Genomic DNA, 19444 nt, shown 5'->3' on the forward strand with positions numbered 1-19444 from the left:
CACGTGCGAGTCCTGCTGGTGGAGGACGACCGGTCGTTGGCCGAGCTCGTCCGACGGGGCCTGGCACCCGACGGATTCAGCGTCGACGTCTCGCCCACCGGCCCCGACGGGCTGTGGGCCGCGACCGAGCAGCCGTACGACGCGGTGGTGCTCGACATCATGCTGCCGGGGCTCAACGGCTACGACGTCCTCAAGGGCATCCGCAAGGCGGAGATCTGGGTGCCGGTCATCATGCTCACCGCCAAGGACGGCGACCTGGACCAGGTCGACGCGTTCGACCTGGGCGCCGACGACTACCTGACCAAGCCCTTCAGCCTGGCCGTGCTGAGTGCCCGGCTGCGCGCCCTGGTCCGCCGCGGCACCCCGCCGCGCCCGTCGGTGCTGGCCGTCGGCGACCTCGAACTGGACCCCGCCAGCGGGCGGGTGTCGCGCGCGGGCACCGACATCCGGCTGACCGCCAAGGAGTTCGCCCTGTTGGAGTACCTGATGCGCCGCGCCGGCGACGTGGTGTCCAAGGCGGACCTGCTCGACCATGTCTGGGACGCGGCGTTCGACGGTGACCTCAACATCGTCGAGGTCTACATCGGCTACCTGCGCCGCAAGATCGACGAACCGTTCCGGGTGCGGACGATCGAGACCCTCCGCGGCCGTGGCTACCGGCTGACCGCCGGCTAGGACCGTTCCGGCCCACGGTCGTCCGCGTCGGGGACGGGCCGCCCGGTCGACGGCAACCGGATCTCGAACCGCGCCCCGCCCCACGGCGACCCGCCCGCCGTGACCGTCCCGCCGTGCGCGGTGACGATGCTGTGCACGATCGCCAGACCGAGGCCGGCACCACCGTGGGAGCGCCCCCGGTCCGGGTCGAGCCGGACGAACCGGCCGAACACCCGGGCCCGCTCCTCCGGCGGGATCCCGGGCCCGTCGTCGTCCACCCGGACGACCACCCGGTCGCCCTCCGGACCGACGGACAGGCCGATCCGGCCGCGGGCGACGCGCGTCGCATTGTCGACCAGGTTGCGGACCGCGCGGAACAGGTCGTCGGGGTCCCCCACCACCCGGGCCGCGGCGAGGTGGGCCTCGACGGTCAGGTCGCTGGCGGTGCGCAGCCGGGCCACCTCCGCCCCCACGATGTCGTCCATGTCGACGTCGATGCTGCGGCGCCGCAGCATCCCGGCGTCGGCCCGGGCCAGGACCAGCAGCCCGTCGGTCAGCGAGGCGAGGTGGCGGGTCTCGGTGACCAGCAGCGGGAGCACCGCGTGGAGCTCCTCGGGCCGTTGCTGGAGGATCTCCAGCCCCGCCCCGAGTGCGGCGACCGGCGAGCGCAACTCGTGGCTGGCGTCGGCGACGAAGCGCCGCTGGCTGTCGCGGGAGTGCTGGATGCGGGTCAGCATCGCGTTCATGGTGACCGCGAGCCGACCGATCTCGTCGTGGCGCGACGGGACCGGGACCCGGCCCGACACGTCGGCCGCGCCGATCTCCTCCACCGCGGTCCGCAGCTCCTCGACCGGCCGGAGCGTACGTCCCACCAGCAGCCACACCGCCCAGCCGCCGAGCAGCGACAGCAGCGGCACCCCCGCGACCAGCAACAGGGCGTCCTGGCGCAGGGCCCGGTCCACCCCGGTCAGGGTGCCGGCGGTCACGACCACGTACGCGGTCCCGCCGGACCGGACCCCCTCGGCCACCGCCAGCATCGGGGTGTCGCTGTGCGGGGTGCGGGCATGGCGGTCGACGGTGGTCAGGCCCGGCGCGGGCCGGGCCGAGGTCACCGGGGTGTCCCACCGGCTGTCGGAGGCGTACACCACCGTGGCCCGCCCCGCGCCGGAGGGGTCGATCACCTGCAACGTCCCGCCCACCCCGATCGGATGGGCCTCGGCGTCCGCCAGGCCGGTGATGCCCTGCGCGGCGATGATGGCCACCGCCTCGTTGAGCCGGGCCCGCTGGTTGTCCTCGATCCCCCGGCGCAGGGTCGAGCCGAGCACCCCCAGCATGATCCCGCCGCCGGTGAACAGCGCGAACGCGAGAACGAGGACGGCGACCAGCGCGGCCTGGCCGCGCACACCGGATCCCTCGGGCACGCGTCCCTGCGCCTGCCCGTCCGGCGCGGAAGGCCCCCCGGGACCACGCGGCTCCGACATGCCTCCATCCTGCCTGCCGTACGAGATGCTCAGCGGGCTTTCAGTGCGCTCGCCCTACGTTCGGGGCATGGTGCACAGTGCGAGGACCGTACGCAATTGGCGCTGGATCCTCGTCCTGAGCGGGACCGGGGTCCTCTACTGGCTGGTGCTGCTGACGATGCTCATCACCTCGAACCCGAACCTCTTCCCCACCGTGCTGCTGCTCGGCGCGCTGGTGGCCCCGGCCACCGTGCTCGCCTACCTGAACTGGCCCACCGGGGACGGCATCGTGGACGGCCGTACGGTCCTCTGGATCGCCGCGGTGAGCGGTGTCCTCGGCGTCCTGCTGGCCGGCATCCTGGAGTACGCCACCGCGACGCGCCGGGAGTCCTGGCCGATGCTCACCGTGGCCGTCATCGAGGAGACGCTGAAGATCCTGGTCCCGATCGGGGTCCTGGTCGGCACCTCCCGCACCCTGGCGCAGCCCCGGACCGGGCTGGTCGTCGGCGTCGCGTCCGGGGCCGGCTTCGCCGTGCTGGAGACGATGGGCTACGGCTTCACCACGCTGCTGTCCTCGGGCAGCGTCGCCTCGGTCGACCAGACGCTGCTGGTCCGCGGGGTCTTCGCCCCGGCCTGTCACCTGGCCTGGACCGGCCTGCTGGCGGCCGCCCTGTGGCGGATCCCGACCCGCCCGGCCGGCCGTGGTCTGCTGGTCTTCGCCGCGACGTACGTCCTCGTCGTGCTGCTGCATGCGGCCTGGGACACCTTCGCGGCGTCCTGGGCCGCGCACATCGTGCTGGCGGCGGTGAGCCTGACGATCCTCATCGTCTTTCAAGGAAAGACGATCAGGCGTGCCGTAAGGTGACCGGAGTGTTCAGCCTGACCTCCCCGTGGCTCCTCGCACTCGTCGGCCTGCTGCTGGCCGCCCTGCTCGGCTGGGCCATCGGCTGGCTGCCGCGGCATCGCAGCGGCTTCTGGCGGGCGGCGCTCCACCAGTTCCTCGCCCTGACCGGCAGCATCGCCCTGTCCGTGCTGCTGATCGGCCTGGCACTCAACAACAACAACGGCTGGTACACCACCTGGGCCGACGTCTTCGGCATCACCTCGGCGAGCAGCGTCACCCACACCAGCCGCGGGGCCAACGAGAAGGCCGTCCAGGCCGCCCCCGAGGCGGTCGGCCAGGCCACCGCACTGCAGGCGGACCCGGCGCACAATCCCGCCCTCGCCGGCTACTCGCCCGAGGCGGGCGGTGGGCAGTACCTGACCGTGACGATCGCCGGGCCGAAGTCAGGCATCTCCCAGCCCGCCCTGGTCTGGTTGCCGGCGTCGTACCAGGCCCACCCGAACCGCTTCTACCCGGTGATCTTCGGCTTCACCGGCAGCCCGGGCAGCCCCCTGACGTACAAGAACAACCTCAACATCGGCAGCATGATCACCGCGATGGAGAGCGACAAGCGGCTGCGGGAGTCGATCGTGGTCGTCCCCACGACCTTCCCCGGCGCCCTCGACTCCGAATGCACCGACTTCAGCTCCGGGCCCGACCAGGGCCTGTGGGAGACGTACGTCGACACCGATGTCCGCACCTGGGCGATGACCAACCTGCGCACCGAGACCGCCCCCGACGCCTGGGTCACCGTCGGCTACAGCGCGGGCGGCTTCTGCGCGCCGATGCTGGCCGTCAAGCACCCCGAGCACTACGCCCGGGCGATCGCGATGTCGGGCTACTTCGCGCCGGAATGGGGCAAGATCGCCCACCGGCCGGCGAACGACAAGACGTACGACCTGGCCACGATCGTCCACAACACCAAGCCGAAGGTCGACATCTGGGCGTACGCCGCCCGTGACGACAAGACCTCGATGGCGGCCCTCACCGAGTTCCAGAAGGCGGTGCACCCGCCCACCGGCCTGGTCACCACGCTGCAGGAGTCCGGCGGCCACCAGTGGGGCGTGTGGATGCAGGGCCTGCCCGCCGGCCTGCAGTGGCTCGGTCAGGTGGCGCCGGCCTTCGCCTGGCGCGCTTCATGACCACCCGGGCGCGCCGCGTCGCCGCCGAGATCCTCACCTGGCTCTACGTCATCGCCACCGTGGTGGCGGCGGCGGACTGGCTCCGGCACCGCTTCGTCCGGCGCGCCTCCCGGTGGCTGATCCAGGAGTTCTTCGTCACCCTGAACGTCCCGGTCACCGCCTCACTCGTCTCGGTCATCGGCCTGGGTCTGCTCGCCGCCGCGGTCAGCAAGCGCAAACGCTTCGCGCTGATGGTGATCGCCGTCTTCCAGGTGATCGGGGTGGCGGCCGACATCACCGGCTTCGTCTTCGCCCTGCAGCACCGCCCGATGCCGTCGATCCCGCTCACCGACATCGACCGGGGGGTGATGTCGGCGATCAACCTGGCGATCTCGCTGGCCCTGCTGGTCACCATGTTCTGGCTGCGGCCGGCCTTCCCGGCCCGGGTCAAACGCGGCTCGTGGGGCATCGCGATCGGCATCCTCACCGTCGGGATCCTGCTCGACCTCGGGCTGACCCACCTGCTGATCCGCACCACCACCGAGGCCCAGGGCCCCACCTGGCAGGTCCTCCTGGTCGCCCTGCTCAACGCCGTCGGGCTGCCCGGCCCGCACGCCTGGCACGTCATGGTCGGTCGGATGATCCCGCAGCTGACCGGCGCGATCGCCGGCCTCTCGCTGCTGTTCGCGGTCGGCGCGTTCCTCCGGTCGGCCCGGTTCACCGGTAGCTGGCAGCAGGACAACGAGCTGGACCTGCGCCGCCTGCTGGCCGAGTACGGCGAGGACGACTCACTGGGCTACTACGCCACCCGGCGCGACAAGATGCTCTACTTCTCCGACAACCGCCGCGCGGTGATCGCCTACCGGGTGATCGGGTCGGTCTGCCTGGCCAGCGGCGACCCGATCGGGGACCGCCGGATGTGGCCCGACCTCGTCCACGCCTGGGCGTCGTACGCCCGTACGTACGGCTGGACACCGGCCGTGCTGGCCTGCTCGGAGGCCGGCGCCCGGGTGTACGCGACCTCGATCGGCACCGAGGTGATCAACCTCGGCGACGAGGCGATCCTGCACCCGGAGCGGTTCCGGCTGGACTCGACCGGCATGACCACCGTCCGGCACGCGCAACGCCGGGCCCGCCGCAGCGGGGTGACCGTACGGATCCAGCGGGCCGACGATCTCGACGAGGTCGAATCGGCACGGCTGGCGCAGCTGTCCGGGGACTGGCGGGTCGGCGGCACCGAACGTGGATTCTCGATGGCGCTGGGCCGGTTCGGTGATCCGGCGGACGGGCGCAGCCTGCTCGTCACCGCGTACGACGCCGACGACGAGCCGATCGCGCTGCTCAGCTTCGTGCCGTGGGGCCGGCGCGGGCTGTCGCTGGACCTGATGCGGCGCTCCGCCGAGGCACCCAACGGCACCAACGAGCTGCTGATCACCGAGTTGATCGCCTGGTGCACCGACAACGGTGTCTCCCGGATCTCACTCAATTTCGCGTTCTTCCGACGGGTGTTCGCCGAGGCGGAGGACGTCAGCGCCGGCGCCCTCACCCGGCTCAACTCCCAGGTGCTGAGCTGGATGGACCGCTACTGGCAGGTCGAGCGGCTCTACCTGTCCAACGCCAAGTACCAGCCGACCTGGCAGTCGCGCTACGTCTGCCTGCCGTCGATCATCGACCTGGTGCCGGTCGCCATCGCCTCCGCCCGGGCGGAGGGGTTCCTGCCGCTGACCCCGTGGCAGCGCGGCGTCGAGGTCGACGGCGTCCTCGACGCCGACCACGTGGCCGCGGTGCGGGAGCTGGAGACCCGCCGGCCGCTCGAGCGCCTGCACCCGCGTCGCGACGACCAGACCCGCCACCGGCTGTCCCACCTCGCCGGCCTGCGGGCCGCCGGCCGGTCCGGCTACCCGCTGGGCCGCACCGAGGTCGTCCGGCTCTCGACGGTCGACCCGGAGCACCTCGACGGGCGCGACATCGTCGGCCGGGTCCGTCGGATCCGCGACCACGGCGGAGCGTGCTTCGTCGACGTGACCGACGGCCGGGTGAGCGCCCAGTTCGTCCTGCTGGCCGACCGGATGGGCCGGGCCGCGGTGCGGGAGTTCGCCCGGCTGGTCGACTCCGGCGACCTCGTCCAGTTCGGCGCCGAGCCGATGGTGACCCGCACCGGGACCGCGTCGTGGGGCGTCGGCTCGTGGCGGATGCTGTCGAAGTCGCTGCGGCCGGTGCCGTGGGAGGGCTTCGACAACCCCGACGCGCGGCTGCGCAACCGCTCGCTGGACCTGCTGGTCCACCCCGAGGAGGCCGACATCCTGCTGGCCCGCTCCCGGGCGATTGACGCGATCCGCACCACGATGCGCACCCGGGGCTACCAGGAGGTGGAGACGCCGATCCTCCAGACGGTCCACGGCGGCGCCAGCGCCCGGCCGTTCCGCACCGAGATCAACGCCTACAGCACCGACCTGGTGCTGCGGATCGCCCCCGAGCTGATGCTCAAGCGGCTGCTGGTCGGCGGCCTCGGCCCGATCTTCGAGCTGGGCCGCAACTTCCGCAACGAGGGCGCCGATGCCACCCACAATCCCGAGTTCACCTCCCTCGAGGCGTACGAACCCTTCGCCGACTACACCGACATGCGCCACCTCACCGAGCAGCTGGTCCGGGCCGCCGCGGTGGCCGTGCACGGCCGCGAGGTGATGCCGCTCGACCTGGGCGAGGGCACCGAGCTGGTCGACATCGCCGACGAATGGCCGGTGGTCAGCGTCTGTGACGCGGTGTCGGCGGCCGTCGGCGCCACGGTGACGATCGACACCGACCTGGAGACGCTGCTGGACCTCGCCGACCGGTACGGCATCCACGTCCGCGACGGCTGGGGGCCCGGCGCGCTGATCGAGGAACTGTACGGCGAGCTGGTCGAGCCGGTCACCGTACGGCCCACGTTCTACACCGACTTCCCGGCCGAGACCTCTCCGCTGGCCGGCCCGCACCGCACCCGGCCCGGCCTGGTCGAGCGCTGGGACCTGGTCGCCGGCGGGATGGAGCTCGGCACCGCGTACTCGGAGCTGACCGACCCGCTGGAGCAGCGCCGCCGCTTCGTCGAGCAGTCCTGGCGAGCCGCGGCCGGCGACCCCGAGGCGATGGAGGTCGACGAGGACTTCCTCACCGCCCTCGAGGTCGGGCTGCCGCCCGCCGGCGGGCTCGGGCTCGGCGTCGACCGCCTCGTGATGGCGCTGACCGACCGCCCGATCCGCGAGGTGCTGACCTTCCCGTTCGTCCGCCCGCGGAGCTGACCGGCTCGTACGTCCATCCCCTGAGCAGCTCGGGCCGGCCCCTGGGGCGTCGCCACCGACAGGGACCTCGGCCCCTTCCCTCCGGTCACCACCCGGCCGGTCACAACGACGTCGGGTCCGGCAGCCGGCCCTCGTCGCGGGCGGCGAACCACTCCGGGGCGCGCAGCTGCAGCCACGCCGCCAGGGTGACCGAGGCCAGCCAGCCCATCACCACCCCGCCGAAGCGTGGGCTGTCCGGGACGACCTGCAGCAGGGCCGTGCCCGACGCCAGCGAGGCGAACAGGGTGCCGACGAGAGCGGCGACCAGGGATGCCGCGGCGGTGCCGACGAACAGCGGGTCGGCCCACGGGATCGCCCGGCGGACCCAGTCACGCGCGGTGTCGGCGAAGGTGAGCACAACGCCGCCGGCCACCAGGGCCAGGGCGTACGCCAGGTCGGGCCACAGCGCGATGCCGATGATGACCACCAGTCCGACGATCGCGACCACGCTCTGCTTGCGGGGCAGCCGGTCGGCCCACCAGGCGGCGATCGCCAGCGCGGCACCCACGCACACCCCGGCCGCCCCCGGGCCGACGCCGCGCCAGTCGGGGCCGAACGCGGTCGTGGAGTCCAGCAGGGCGCCCCACTGCAGGCCGTCGCCGGCCACGGCGGAGGCGGCTGTCGCGGTGAGGCTCAGCGCGGCACCCGCGATCGCCGTGGGACGGCGTGGGGTGCTGAGCAGCCGGGCGAGCACGGCGGCGGCGATCCAGCAGCCGACGACAGCACCGATCCCGGCCAGGGCCGGCTGCGGAGCGCGGTACCAGGGCACCAGCCCACCGGCGAGCAGTGCCACCGGCCAGGTGGTGAGGGCGGCCGCGAGCCAGGGTGCCGGCCACCATCGGCGGCGCAGCACCATGACGAGCGCGGCGACCAGCAGCGCGGCGAAGAGACCCGCGGCGGTGGCCATGATCGGGCCGCGCCGCTGCAGCGCGGCGGCGTCGGTGAGCAACCGCTCCGCGGCCGCCGATGAGACCGTCCCCGGCACCACGCCCAGGGCGGCGCCGGTCGTCCGGACCGGTCCGGTGCGCGGCGCCGTTCCCGTTGCCACTCCCGGTGCCACTGCCGTTCCTGCTGGCGTTCCCGTTCCTGCTGGCGTTCCCGCACCGGCGGGCGTTCCCGTTCCTGCTGGCGTTCCCGCGCCCGCTGAGGGGGCGGCCGGGGACGTGCCGGGGGAGGCGGCACGCAGCTGGGCGATGACGGTGGCGCTGACGTCGGCCAGCGAGATCACTCCGCTGCGCGCGGTGGTGGTCGAGGACAGCGCGCCGGCCGGTGCCGTCGAACCGGCCGGATCGATCCGGTAGGCGAGCTGGACCGAGGAGACGGTCCGGGTCGCGGTCGGGTCGAGCCGGAACGGTCGGGCGAGCGGGCCCGAGGGCCCCAGGCCGACGACCAGCACGGTGGTGTCGGAGCGCTCGGTCAGCCGCCGGATCATCGCCTCCGAGCCGAGCACCGGGTCGACCAGGGTGACCCGGCAGTCGGAGGCGTAGTCGCCTGCGGCCCAGGTGCTGGGCTCGAGGTAGTGGGCGACGGAGCCGTCCGGGCCGGCCGCGGCCAGTGCCGCGCCCGGCCCGACCGCGTCGAGGCAGGCGGCCGGATCGGTCGCGTCGGCGGGAATGGAGCGCTGCAGGGCACCGAGGTCGACGGCGTACGGCGCGTTGAGCGCGGTCAGCTGGGACCAGTTGGAGATCGCGGCCGGGCCGCTGCCGCTCAGCCGGGCGGCCGGGGTGAGGACGAGCTCGGGGGCGCACTGGTCCCCGGTGCGGGCCTGGGCGCCGGCGCCCAGGCTCAGCCAGGCCGCGGAGACGCAGTCCCCCTCGTCGCGGCCCGCGGACACGACACCGTACGCGGCGGTGGCGGATCGGGTGTCGAGCAGTTCCCGGTCGAGCGGCAGCAGCGACGTACGCTCCCCCGCCCCGATCACCACCAGATGCTCGGCGGCGACCGGTGACGGCGTGACCTGCACCGGACGGGCGATGCCGAGCAGGACCCCCAGGACGACCGCCAGCCCTACGAGGTGGCGCAGCCAGCGGTGCTGCCACCAGGTCGTGGACACGGCCTCAGGACACCCGCTGCAGGTAGTCGATCAGGCTGGCGAAGAAGGGGACGCCGTCGGTGGTCGGCGCCGCGTCGGGGTCGACGTTGTGCTCCGGGTGCGGCATCAGCCCGACGACGTTGCCACGCTGGTTGGTGATCCCGGCGATGTCGTGGGCAGATCCGTTCGGGTTGTCGACGTAGCGGAAGACGACCTGGTCATTGTCCTCGAGCCGCTTCAGCGTGTCCTCGTCGGCGATGTAGTTGCCCTCGCCCGACTTCAGGACGATGGTGATCTCCTGGCCACGCTTGAAGGCGTTCGACCAGACCGTGTCGCGGGTCTCGACGCGCAGCTTCTGGTCACGGCAGACGAAGGTCCGCGAGGCGTTGCGCATCAGCGCGCCGGGCAGCAGGTGGGCCTCGGCCAGCACCTGGAACCCGTTGCAGATGCCGAGCACCGGCAGCCCGTCGCGCGCGGCCTTGATCAGCTCGCCCATCACCGGGGAGAACCGGGCGATCGCACCGCAGCGCAGGTAGTCACCGTACGAGAACCCGCCGGGCAGGATGACCGCGTCGACCCCCTCGAGGGTGTCGCTGCCGTGCCAGAGGGCGACCGGCTCCGAGCCGGTCAGCCGGACCGCACGCGCCGCGTCCGAGTCGTCGAGCGTGCCCGGGAAGGTGACGACGCCGATCCGGGCGGTCACTCTTCCACCCGCACGTCGAAGTTCTCGATCACCGTGTTGGCCAGCAGACGCTCGGCGGCCTCCCGGACCTCGGCCAGGCGTTCCTCGGTCACGTCGCCGTCCACCTCGATCTCGAAGCGCTTGCCCTGGCGTACGGACAACCCGGCGAACCCGAGGCGGCCGAGCGCGCCGGTCACAGCCTTGCCCTGGGGGTCAAGGATCTCCGGCTTGGGCATGACGTCCACAATTACACGGGCCATGGCGCCGATCCTAGCGTGTCGGCTCCCACCCCCGCGCCGGGTCCCGTCCGCGGGCGCCGGCCCCTGCCCGGCACGCCCGGCCCAGGTCACGGGGCCGAACGGTGCCGTACAGGTCACGCCCCTGCGGGTCGCCCCTCCCCGGGCGTCCACACACAGGACGGGTCCGGGCCCAGCAGGTCGCCGGTCACCGCGTACGCCCGGGAACGGGAGCCGCCGCAGACGTCGCGGAACTCGCAGACGCCGCATGCGCCGCCGAAGCCCTCCGGGCGCCGCAGCGACTGCAGGATCGGCGAGTCGCGATAGATCGCCCGCAGGCCGTCGTCCTTCACCGAGCCGCAGTGGAACGGCAGGAACCCCGACGGGTAGACGTCGCCGGTGTGGTCGACGAAGACGAACCCGCGCCCCGCGTTGACGTCGATCGGCGGCCGCGGCACCCGCGTGGGGACGATCTCATGGCCGAGCACCTCGACGGTGCCGGCGACCAACCGGTCGTGCAGCGCCCCGGTGGCGGGCAGCGGCAGGTCACGGGCCCGGGCGGCGGCACGCTGGATGATCACCCGGCGGTACTGCGGGGCCTCGGTGGTCTTGATCGCCACCAGGGAAGAGACGTCCGCGAGCCAGTGCAGGACATCCTCGACCTCCGCGGCGTCCAGCGCCCCGAGGTTCTCCCCGCGGCCGGTCGGGACCAGGAAGAACACGCTCCACAGGCCGACGCCCATCTCCAGCACGTCACCGAGCAGCTGCGGCAGTTCGTCGACGTTGCCCTTGGTGACAGTGGTGTTCACCTGGAGCCGCAGGCCCTCGTCGCGGACCATGGTGGCGGCCCGCCGGGTGGCGGCGTACGTCCCCTCGAAGCCGCGGAAGGCGTCGTGGGTCTGCGGCCGGGCCCCGTCCAGGGACAGCGAGACGGCCTTCGCCCCCGCGGCGTGCAGCTCGGCCAGCCGTTCGGCGGTGAACTTCGGCGTCACCGACGGCGACAGCGCCACCGACAACCCGGCCGCCGTCCCGTGCGCGACCAGCTCGGCCAGGTCCGCCCGCTCGAACGGGTCGCCACCGGTCAGCACGACCAACGGGCGTGGCGTGTCCCATCGGGCGATGTCGTCCAGCAGCGCCTTGCCCTGGTCGGTGGAGAGCTGACGCGGATCGGCCCGGGTCTGGGCATCGGCCCGGCAGTGCCGACACACCAGCTGGCAGGCCCGGGTCACCTCCCAGATCACGATGAACGGCTTGTCCCCGATGTCCTGGTGCTGGTGCCGTACGACCCGCCGGGTCGCGGTGCTCGCGCCGCTACTGGTGCTGGTGCTGGCAGTGCTACTGGTACGGCCGCTGGTGCTGGCAGCGCTGCTGGTACGGCCGCTGGTGCTGGCAGTGCTACTGCCAATACTGGTGCTGCTGCCGATGCTGGTGAGCGTCATGAAGGCCTCCGATCAGCCCTCATTATGCACGGGGTATATGTGTCAAATGCCTCGTGTCACATGCCTCGGCCCACGTCCTCGGGGTCCGAGGGTGGCCTCGGGTGGCCCTCGGGTCGCCTTGGGTAACCCTTGGTCACGCTGGACAACCCCTGGGGCAGCCTCCGTCGCCTCGCCTGGTCCTCGGGGTTGCCTTGGGGTAGTCCATCAGATCGCCGCGGGTCGCGTCGCGACTTCCCGCGGATGCTCGGGCGTTCCCGCGGATCCCCTCAGATCAGCGGGAAACCACCAATGTCCGCGGCAACCCTTGCCTGCGACCAGGACCCGTCTCAGACGAACGAGGGGCCTTGTGGATCGCCACGGATCGCCATGGGCAGCACCTCGGGCCGTCTCGGTCGCGTAGCGATTTCCCGCGGATGCTCGGGCGTTCCCGCGGATCCCCTCAGATCAGCGGGAAGCCAACAACATCCGCGGCAACGTCCAAGGCAAACCAACAACGTCCGCGGGAAGCCAACAACATCCGCGGCAGTGTCCGAGGCAAACCGACAACGTCCGCGGCAGCCCCACGGCAGCCCCACGGCATCCGCAGGAAGCCACCAACGTCCGGCGGCAGCCCGACACCCGACCCGGACGCGACTCAGGCGAACGCCGGGCCGAGAAGCCCGGCACCCGGCAGGCACCCGGCACCCGGCACGCAGCCCGGGCGCGACTCAGGCGAACGTGAGACCGGTGAGCTGCTCGTACGCCGTGACGTAGCGCTCACGGGTCTGGGCGATCACCGCCGCGGGGAGCTCGGGCGGCGCCTCGCCGGAGCCGCGGTCCCAGCCGGAGTCGTGCAGCAGCCAGTTGCGGACGTACTGCTTGTCGTACGAGTCGAGGCGTCCGCCCGGCTGCCAGGTGGTGGCGTCCCAGAAGCGTGACGAGTCGGGGGTGAGCACCTCGTCGGCGAGCACGATCGTGCCGTCGGGGCGGACGCCGAACTCGAACTTGGTGTCGGCCAGGATGATGCCGCGGCCGCGGGCGATCTCCTCGGCGGTGCGGTAGATCCGCAGGGTCAGGTCACGGATCGCCTCACCGGTCTCCCGCCCGACGGTGCCGACCATGGTCCCGAAGTCGACGTTCTCGTCGTGCTCGCCCAGCTCGGCCTTCGTCGCCGGGGTGAAGATCGGCTGCTCGAGCCGGGACCCGTCGACCAGCCCGTCCGGCAGCGGGATGCCGCAGACCGTACGGGACTGCTGGTACTCGGCCCAGCCGGAGCCGGTGAGATACCCGCGCGCGACGCACTCGACCGGGATCATCTGCAGCTTCTCCACGACCAGCCCCCGGCGGGCGACCGCGGCGGGCACGTCGGTGGAGATCACGTGGTTGGGCACGATGTCGCGCAGCTGGTCGAACCACCACAGCGACATCTGCGTCAGGATGGCGCCCTTGTCGGGGATCGTCGACGGCAGTACCCAGTCGAAGGCCGAGATGTTGTCCGTGGCGACCATCAGCATCCGGTCGTCCTGTGGCAGCGCATAGAGTTCGCGCACCTTGCCCGCATGGATCAGCGGCAGTCCCAGTTCCCCGTATTGGCTCACAGCGTCATCCTGCCACTCAGAGCACGGCGCCCGGGACGTACGCGGCAGCGTCCGGGTGGGCGTCGACCAGCGTCTGGATCCGCTCGGCGATCCGGGTCACCTGGTGGCGGGCGGTGCCGGTGAGGTCGAGCGGGTCGGTGACCAGCCCGGCGAGTTCGTCCCGGCCCAGGCCGAGCCGCGGGTCGGCAGCGAGCCGGTCGAAGAGGTCGTTGTCCTTGCGGCCGGTCTCGCGCATCTCCAGCGCCACCGCGACCGCGTTCTCCTTGATCGCCTCGTGGGCGTGCTCACGGCCCACCCCCTTGCGGACGGCGGCCATCAGCACCTTGGTGGTGGTGAGGAACGGCAGATAGCGCTGCAGCTCGGCCTCGATGACGGCCGGGAAGGCGCCGAAGTCGTGCAGCACGGTGAGGAAGGTCTCGAACAGCCCGTCCAGGCAGTAGAACGCGTCCGGCAGCACGACCCGGCGGACGACCGAGCAGGACACGTCGCCCTCGTTCCACTGGTTGCCCGCGACGTCGGCGATCATCGTCAGGTAGCCCTTGAGGATCACCGACATGCCGTTGACCCGCTCACACGAACGGGTGTTCATCTTGTGCGGCATCGCCGAGGAACCGACCTGGCCCGGCTTGAACCCCTCGGTGACCAGCTCGTTGCCGGCCATCAGCCGGATCGAGGTGGCCACGTCGGACGGCCCGGCGGCGACCTGCACCAGCGCCGACACCACGTCGAAGTCCAGCGACCGCGGATAGACCTGACCGGTCGAGGTCAGCACCGTCCCGAAGTCGAGGCCGGCGGCCACCCGCAGCTCCAGCTCGGCCAGCTTCGCCTCGTCCCCGTCGAGCAGGTCGAGCATGTCCTGGCTGGTGCCGACCGGGCCCTTGATGCCGCGCAGCGGGAAGTGCCGCAACACGTCCTCGACCCGTTCGTACGCCACCAGCAGTTCGTCGGCGCCGGTGGCGAACCTCTTGCCGAGGGTGGTGATCTGGGCGGCGACGTTGTGCGACCGCCCGGCGATCGGCTGGTCGGCGTACTGGACGGCGAGGCGGCCGAGCTGGGCCAGCGCCGCGACGATCCGGTCGCGGATCACCTGCAGTGCCTCGCGGGTCTGCCACTGCTCGACGTTCTCGGTCAGGTCGCGCGAGGTCATCCCCTTGTGGATGTGCTCGTAGCCGGCCAGCGCGCAGAACTCCTCGATCCGCGCCTTGACGTCGTGGCGGGTGACCTTCTCCCGGGCGTTGATCGAGTCGAGGTCGACCCGGTCGATGACCGCCCGGTACGCCTCGATCACCGTGTCCGGGTCGTCCCCGCCGAAATCCACCCCGAGATCGCGCTGGGCCTCCAGGACGGTGATCCACAGCCGGCGTTCGGCGATGATCTTGTTCTCCGGCGACCAGATGCGCCGCATCTGCTCGCTCGCGTAACGGGTGGCGAGGACGTTGGGGACGGTCACGGTGGTCCTTTCGGCGGGGCGGTCTGCCCTGCGGCTGGGGGTTCGACGCTTCGGGGCGGGATGCGGCCCTGGGGATCCGCCCCTGCGGCGGGGTGGTTCGACGCTTCGGTTGCGGGATGCAGCCCGGCTGCTGGGATCAGCCCGGCTGCTGGGTCAGAACGACACCTCGCCGCGGGCGGCCCGCAGCGCGATGTCGGTGCGGAAGAAGCCGCCGGGCAGGTGGACGTCCTCCATCCGGTTGTAGGCGCGGACCCGCGCCTCGGCGAGCGACTCGCCGGTGCCGACGACGGTGAGGACGCGCCCGCCGGACGACACCAGCCGACCCCTGTCGTCGAGCGCGGTGCCGGCCTGGATGATGCCCTCGGTGTCGGGAGTCACGCCGATGATCACGTCCCCCTTGCGCGGCGCGGCCGGGTAGCCGTCGGCGGCGAGCACCACGCCGACGGCGAAGCCGGAGCCGAACGCCAGCGGCATCTCCGGGTCGAGCGCCCCGGTGGCGGCGGCGTACAGCACCTGGCCGAGCGGGGAGCTCAGCCGGGCCAGCAGCGGCTGGGTCTCCGGGTCGCCGAACCGTACGTTGAACTCGACGACCCGCAGGCCCTTCGAGGTGAGCGCCAGGCCGGCGTAGAGCAGGCCGACGAACGGGGTGCCGCGGCGGGCCATCTCGTCCACCGTCGGTTGGATGACGGCGTCGACGACCTGCTGCTTGATGTCGGCCGGCGCCCAGGGCAGCGGGGTGTACGCCCCCATCCCGCCAGTGTTGGGGCCGCGGTCATCGTCGCCGACGCGCTTGAAGTCCTGGGCGGGGTCGAAGGGCAGCACGTTGCTTCCGTCACAGATGGCGAACAGGCTCACCTCCGGGCCGTCGAGGTACTCCTCGATCACGACCCGGCCACAGGCCTGCGCGTGCGCGAGCGCCTCGGCCCGGTCGGAGGTCACCACCACCCCCTTGCCGGCGGCCAGTCCGTCGTCCTTCACCACGTACGGGGCGCCGAACTCGTCCAGCGCCGCAGCGGCTTCCTCGACCGTCGTGCAGACCCGGGCATCGGCGGTCGGGACGTGCGCGGCCGCCATCACCTCCTTGGCGAAGGCCTTGGAGCCCTCGAGCCGGGCGGCCGCCTTCGAGGGCCCGAAGCACGGGATCCCGGCCGCGCGGACCGCGTCGGCGACCCCCGCGACGAGCGGCGCCTCCGGGCCGACGACCACCAGGTCGACCCCCAGGGACGTCGCGAGGGCGGCCACGGCGGCCGGATCGTTCTGGTCCACCGGATGGTTGGTCGCGAAGGCGGAGGTGCCCGGATTGCCCGGAGCGACATGGACCCGCGACACGGCGGGGTCCCGACTGATGGCGAGGGCGAGCGCGTGCTCGCGGCCACCGGAGCCGATGACCAGGACAGACTGCGGCTGCATCACCCCCCCAGCCTACCGATCCGCGCCCGGGTGCCTCAGGTGGTGTGGAACGCACCTCGCCCGCCGTCCCGGACGGGGCGGCGGGCGAGGTGGGCACGCAATGGATCAGGTCAGACGATCTCGTGCTCGGGCGACGGCGCTGCCGCGCGCTTGGGGGCGGAGCCCTTCGACCGCGAGCGCAGGATCTCGAAGACCATCGGCAGCAGCGACACGAAGACGATGATGATGGCGATCAGGTCGACGTGGTTGGCGACCAGCGGGACGCCACCGAGGAAGAAGCCCGCGGCCGACATGATGCCGACCCACAGGAAGCCGCCCAGGGCGTTCCAGCCGATGAAGTGGCGGTACGGGTGACGGACCATGCCGGCGACCAGCGGGACGTACGTCCGGACGACCGGGACGAACCGGGCCAGCACCAGGGAGCGGCCGCCGTACTTGTGGAAGAACTCTTCGGCGCGGTGCAGGTGCTCGGTCTTCAGCACCCGGGCGTCGTCCTTGAACAGGCCACGGCCGAAGCGGCTGCCGAGGAAGTAGCCCATCTGGTCACCGAGGAAGGCGCAGACGAACGCGACACCGATCAGCACCCAGATGTTGATGCCCAGCGCCATGTGCAGCAGCGCGGCGGTGAACAGCAGCGAGTCACCCGGCAGGAAGGGGAACAGCAGACCGGATTCGATGAACACCATCACGGCGACACCGACCAGCGCCCAAGGGCCGAGTTGGTGCAGGAGCGACGCCGGATCACTGAGATAGTGCAGTCCGGGAATCGCTTGCGGAATAAGTGTCACCAAATCCATAAGTCCCATGGTGCGGCATCCACCTGTGCAGGCTCTGAACCGGAGCGTCGAACCGGCACAATCCCCCACAGATCCTCATGAGATTCACAGGTTAAGAGGCCTTTTTCTCAGCTTATCCTCAGGAAGCCGTCAACTCCCCCAGTCGTACGGCCGCGTCCATCGCCCACCAGAACATCGCCTCGTGCACGTCGGCCGCGGTCGGCCAGGCGCGGGAGTCCCAGGCCTCGCCGGCCAGCGAGTCGGCGCCGAAGAGGATCTGGCCGAAGTGGACGTCGCGGTAGCGCGCCACCGCCATCATCGCCGCGGCCTCCATCTCCACGACCGCACAGCCCTGGTCCATCCGGCGCTGCACCCGGCCGCGGGTCTCCCGGTAGATGGCGTCGGTGGTCCAGGTCCGTCCGGCGGAGAACCCCACCCCGGCCTCGACCAGAGCCTCCCGGCAGGCGCGGACGCCGACGGGATCGGCCTCGACGACCGGTGCCGGCAGCAGGTACTGCCCACTGGTCCCCTCGTCGCGCAGGGCGCTGGTGACCACGAAGGGGTGCCCCATCACCAGTTCGGAGCGCAGCACGCCCGCCGAGCCCACGGCGATGATCCGCCGGACCCCCAGCGCGATCAGCTCCTCCATCACCATCGCCGTGTGCGGGCCGCCCATCGAGGGGTAGCACCAGCCGACGCGTACGCCCTTGTGCTCCCGCTCGTACAGCGGTCGGGGCTCCAGGACGTCGCTGATCGTCCGGCTGACCCGCGAGCCCTCCCGGGCCCCGACCGCGTGGACGGTCTGCGGCAGGAAGGCCAGCACGACCGCCCCGGGGACGTCACCGCGGGGGTACAGCGCCGACGGTTCGAGGAACCCCTCCTGCTCCAGGTCTGCCACCAGGTCGGCGGTCGAGTCGAGCGGGAACGGTGCCTCGGCGGGCTCACGATCGGTCATCGGGACCTATCAGTCATCGGGATCCTCCGGGAAGGGGTCTGCTGGGGCTGCTGAGGCCGGGACGCCGGCTCAGGCGGTGACCGGCCCGACCAGGTCGTTGATCATCACGACCTGCTCACGGCCCGGGCCGACCCCGATGCCGGAGATCCGGCAGCGGCACAGCTCCTCGAGGCGGTGCACGTAGCGCTGGGCGTTGACCGGCAGGTCCTCGAAGGAACGGCAGCCGCTGATGTCCTCGCTCCAGCCGTCGAGGTACTCATAGATCGGCTTGGCGTGGTGGAAGTCGGTCTGGTTGGCCGGCAGGGTCCCGACCCGCTCGCCGTTGACGTCGTACGCCACGCAGACCGGGATCCGGTCCCAGCCGGAGAGCACGTCGAGCTTGGTGAGGAAGATGTCGGTCGCGCCGTTGTAGGTGGTCGCGGCCTCCACGACCAGGGCGTCGAACCAGCCGCACCGGCGCTTGCGCCCGGTGGTCACGCCGTACTCGTGGCCGATCTCGCGCAGCTTCTCACCGTCCTCGTCGAACAGCTCGGTCGGGAACGGCCCCTCGCCGACCCGGGTGGTGTAGGCCTTGGCGATGCCGATCACCCGCTCGATCCGGGTCGGGCCGACACCGGAGCCGGTCAGCGCGCCACCGGCGGTGGGGTTGGAGGAGGTGACGTACGGGTAGGTGCCGTGGTCGACGTCGAGATGGTGCGCCTGGGCGCCCTCGAACAGCACCGTCTTCCCCTCGTCCAGCGCCTCGTTGAGGACGCGGGCGACGTCGGCGACGTGCGGACGGACGCGCTCGGCGTACGCCAGCAGACCCTCGGTGATCTGGGCCGCGTCGACCTCGCGGCGGTTGTACATCTTGACCAGCAGCTGGTTCTTCTGGGCCAGCGCGGCCTCCACCTTCTGGCCCAGGATCGACGCGTCGAAGAGGTCCTGGATCCGCAGACCGAGGCGGTTGACCTTGTCCGCGTACGCGGGGCCGATGCCGCGACCGGTGGTGCCGATCTTCCGCTTGCCGAGGAACCGCTCGGTGACCTTGTCCATGGTCTGGTGGTACGGGGTGATCAGGTGGGCGTTGGGCGAGATGAGCAGCCGGTCGGTGGAGACCCCGCGGGCCGCCAGATCGTCGATCTCCTGGAACAGCACGGCCAGGTCGACCACGACACCGTTGGCGATGCACGGGACGGCGTTCTCGTTGAGGATGCCCGACGGCAGCAGGTGCATGGCGAAGGACTCCCCGTCCACCACGACGGTGTGCCCGGCGTTGTTGCCGCCGGAGTACCTCACCACGTAGTCGACGGAGTCGCCGAGCTGGTCGGTCGCCTTCCCCTTGCCCTCGTCCCCCCACTGGGTGCCGATCACGATGATTCCGGACACGAAGTGCCACCCTCTCCACAGATGCGACGCCCCCGCGAAGCACGCAGGCCTCCTCGACCGGGTCGTACGACGTCGGTCGCCCCG

The 19444-nt window shown here is 71.8% G+C and carries 13 protein-coding genes and 2 pseudogenes; 4 read left to right on the top strand and 11 right to left on the bottom strand.

Translation table 11 applies throughout. The features are described 5' to 3' along the window. Positions 1-3: 3 nt before the first annotated feature. Entirely contained in the window at positions 4-675 is a 672-nt protein-coding gene (locus VB059_RS03960; protein WP_323420727.1) for a response regulator transcription factor, read from the top strand. On the opposite strand, the gene VB059_RS03965 is transcribed toward VB059_RS03960, so the two are convergent. Continuing rightward, positions 672-2075, bottom strand: a complete 1404-nt coding sequence (locus VB059_RS03965; protein WP_323420728.1) for a sensor histidine kinase — start codon at positions 2073-2075, stop codon at positions 672-674. The genes VB059_RS03960 and VB059_RS03965 overlap by 4 nt on opposite strands. A 127-nt stretch (positions 2076-2202) precedes the next feature. Here VB059_RS03965 and VB059_RS03970 point away from each other — a divergent pair, with 127 nt between their 5' ends. Genes VB059_RS03970 through lysX form a run of 3 tightly spaced genes read left to right on the top strand, consistent with a single transcriptional unit; the run spans position 2203 to position 7396 of the window. After that, positions 2203-2979 (top strand): PrsW family glutamic-type intramembrane protease, encoded by a 777-nt coding sequence (locus tag VB059_RS03970; RefSeq protein WP_323420729.1) that lies wholly within the window; start codon positions 2203-2205, stop codon positions 2977-2979. 5 nt (positions 2980-2984) lie between these two features. Continuing rightward, positions 2985-4139 carry an alpha/beta hydrolase gene (locus VB059_RS03975; protein ID WP_323420730.1) on the top strand — a complete coding sequence of 385 codons (1155 nt, stop codon included), beginning with the start codon at positions 2985-2987 and terminating at the stop codon, positions 4137-4139. Continuing rightward, positions 4136-7396, top strand: coding sequence for a bifunctional lysylphosphatidylglycerol synthetase/lysine--tRNA ligase LysX (gene lysX / locus VB059_RS03980; protein ID WP_323420731.1), 3261 nt, complete (start codon positions 4136-4138; stop codon positions 7394-7396). The genes VB059_RS03975 and lysX overlap by 4 nt, the downstream gene beginning before the upstream one ends. A 100-nt stretch (positions 7397-7496) precedes the next feature. Here the strand turns inward: lysX and VB059_RS03985 are convergent, their stop codons facing one another. The 10 genes and pseudogenes from VB059_RS03985 to VB059_RS04030 all read right to left on the bottom strand — a co-directional run bounded on the left by VB059_RS03985 (position 7497) and on the right by VB059_RS04030 (position 19360). Further along, positions 7497-9488 (bottom strand): hypothetical protein, encoded by a 1992-nt coding sequence (locus VB059_RS03985; RefSeq protein WP_323420732.1) that lies wholly within the window; start codon positions 9486-9488, stop codon positions 7497-7499. A gap of 4 nt (positions 9489-9492) precedes the next feature. Continuing rightward, complete coding sequence (purQ, locus tag VB059_RS03990; protein WP_323420733.1) at positions 9493-10170, bottom strand: phosphoribosylformylglycinamidine synthase subunit PurQ; 678 nt, start codon at positions 10168-10170, stop codon at positions 9493-9495. Further along, positions 10167-10421, bottom strand: a pseudogene (purS, locus tag VB059_RS03995) (phosphoribosylformylglycinamidine synthase subunit PurS); the annotation flags it as partial. The pseudogene purS and the gene purQ, both read right to left, overlap by 4 nt. 101 nt (positions 10422-10522) lie before the next feature. Next, the gene (locus tag VB059_RS04000) at positions 10523-11824 is read right to left on the bottom strand and encodes a TIGR04053 family radical SAM/SPASM domain-containing protein (RefSeq protein ID WP_323420734.1); all 1302 of its coding nucleotides are present in this window, start codon (positions 11822-11824) and stop codon (positions 10523-10525) included. A gap of 722 nt (positions 11825-12546) precedes the next feature. Continuing rightward, positions 12547-13401 (bottom strand): annotated as a pseudogene (locus tag VB059_RS04005) (phosphoribosylaminoimidazolesuccinocarboxamide synthase); the annotation flags it as partial. A gap of 16 nt (positions 13402-13417) precedes the next feature. Then, the gene (purB, locus tag VB059_RS04010) at positions 13418-14851 is read right to left on the bottom strand and encodes an adenylosuccinate lyase (protein WP_323420735.1); all 1434 of its coding nucleotides are present in this window, start codon (positions 14849-14851) and stop codon (positions 13418-13420) included. 153 nt (positions 14852-15004) lie between these two features. Beyond that, positions 15005-16261, bottom strand: coding sequence for a phosphoribosylamine--glycine ligase (gene purD, locus VB059_RS04015; protein WP_323420801.1), 1257 nt, complete (start codon positions 16259-16261; stop codon positions 15005-15007). A 110-nt stretch (positions 16262-16371) separates the two neighbouring features. Further along, positions 16372-17067 carry a DedA family protein gene (locus VB059_RS04020; protein ID WP_323420736.1) on the bottom strand — a complete coding sequence of 232 codons (696 nt, stop codon included), beginning with the start codon at positions 17065-17067 and terminating at the stop codon, positions 16372-16374. A 109-nt stretch (positions 17068-17176) separates the two neighbouring features. Beyond that, positions 17177-17992, bottom strand: a complete 816-nt coding sequence (locus VB059_RS04025) for a nucleoside phosphorylase (protein ID WP_323420737.1) — start codon at positions 17990-17992, stop codon at positions 17177-17179. Positions 17993-18061: 69 nt separating this feature from the next. Next, positions 18062-19360 (bottom strand): adenylosuccinate synthase, encoded by a 1299-nt coding sequence (locus tag VB059_RS04030; RefSeq protein ID WP_323420738.1) that lies wholly within the window; start codon positions 19358-19360, stop codon positions 18062-18064. Positions 19361-19444 lie beyond the last annotated feature (84 nt).

Source organism: Raineyella sp. (assembly GCF_034933565.1).
Taxonomy (GTDB): Bacteria; Actinomycetota; Actinomycetes; order Propionibacteriales; family Propionibacteriaceae; genus Raineyella.

Excerpts from the sequence above, each read along its gene's own strand:
- VB059_RS04020 (WP_323420736.1), bottom strand. The coding sequence starts at position 17,067 with ATGGGACTTATGGATTTGGTGACACTTATTCCGCAAGCGATTCCCGGA.
- VB059_RS03970 (WP_323420729.1), top strand. The coding sequence starts at position 2,203 with ATGGTGCACAGTGCGAGGACCGTACGCAATTGGCGCTGGATCCTCGTC.
- purD (WP_323420801.1), bottom strand. The coding sequence starts at position 16,261 with ATGCAGCCGCAGTCTGTCCTGGTCATCGGCTCCGGTGGCCGCGAGCAC.
- VB059_RS04025 (WP_323420737.1), bottom strand. The coding sequence starts at position 17,992 with ATGACCGATCGTGAGCCCGCCGAGGCACCGTTCCCGCTCGACTCGACC.
- lysX (WP_323420731.1), top strand. The coding sequence starts at position 4,136 with ATGACCACCCGGGCGCGCCGCGTCGCCGCCGAGATCCTCACCTGGCTC.
- VB059_RS04000 (WP_323420734.1), bottom strand. The coding sequence starts at position 11,824 with ATGACGCTCACCAGCATCGGCAGCAGCACCAGTATTGGCAGTAGCACT.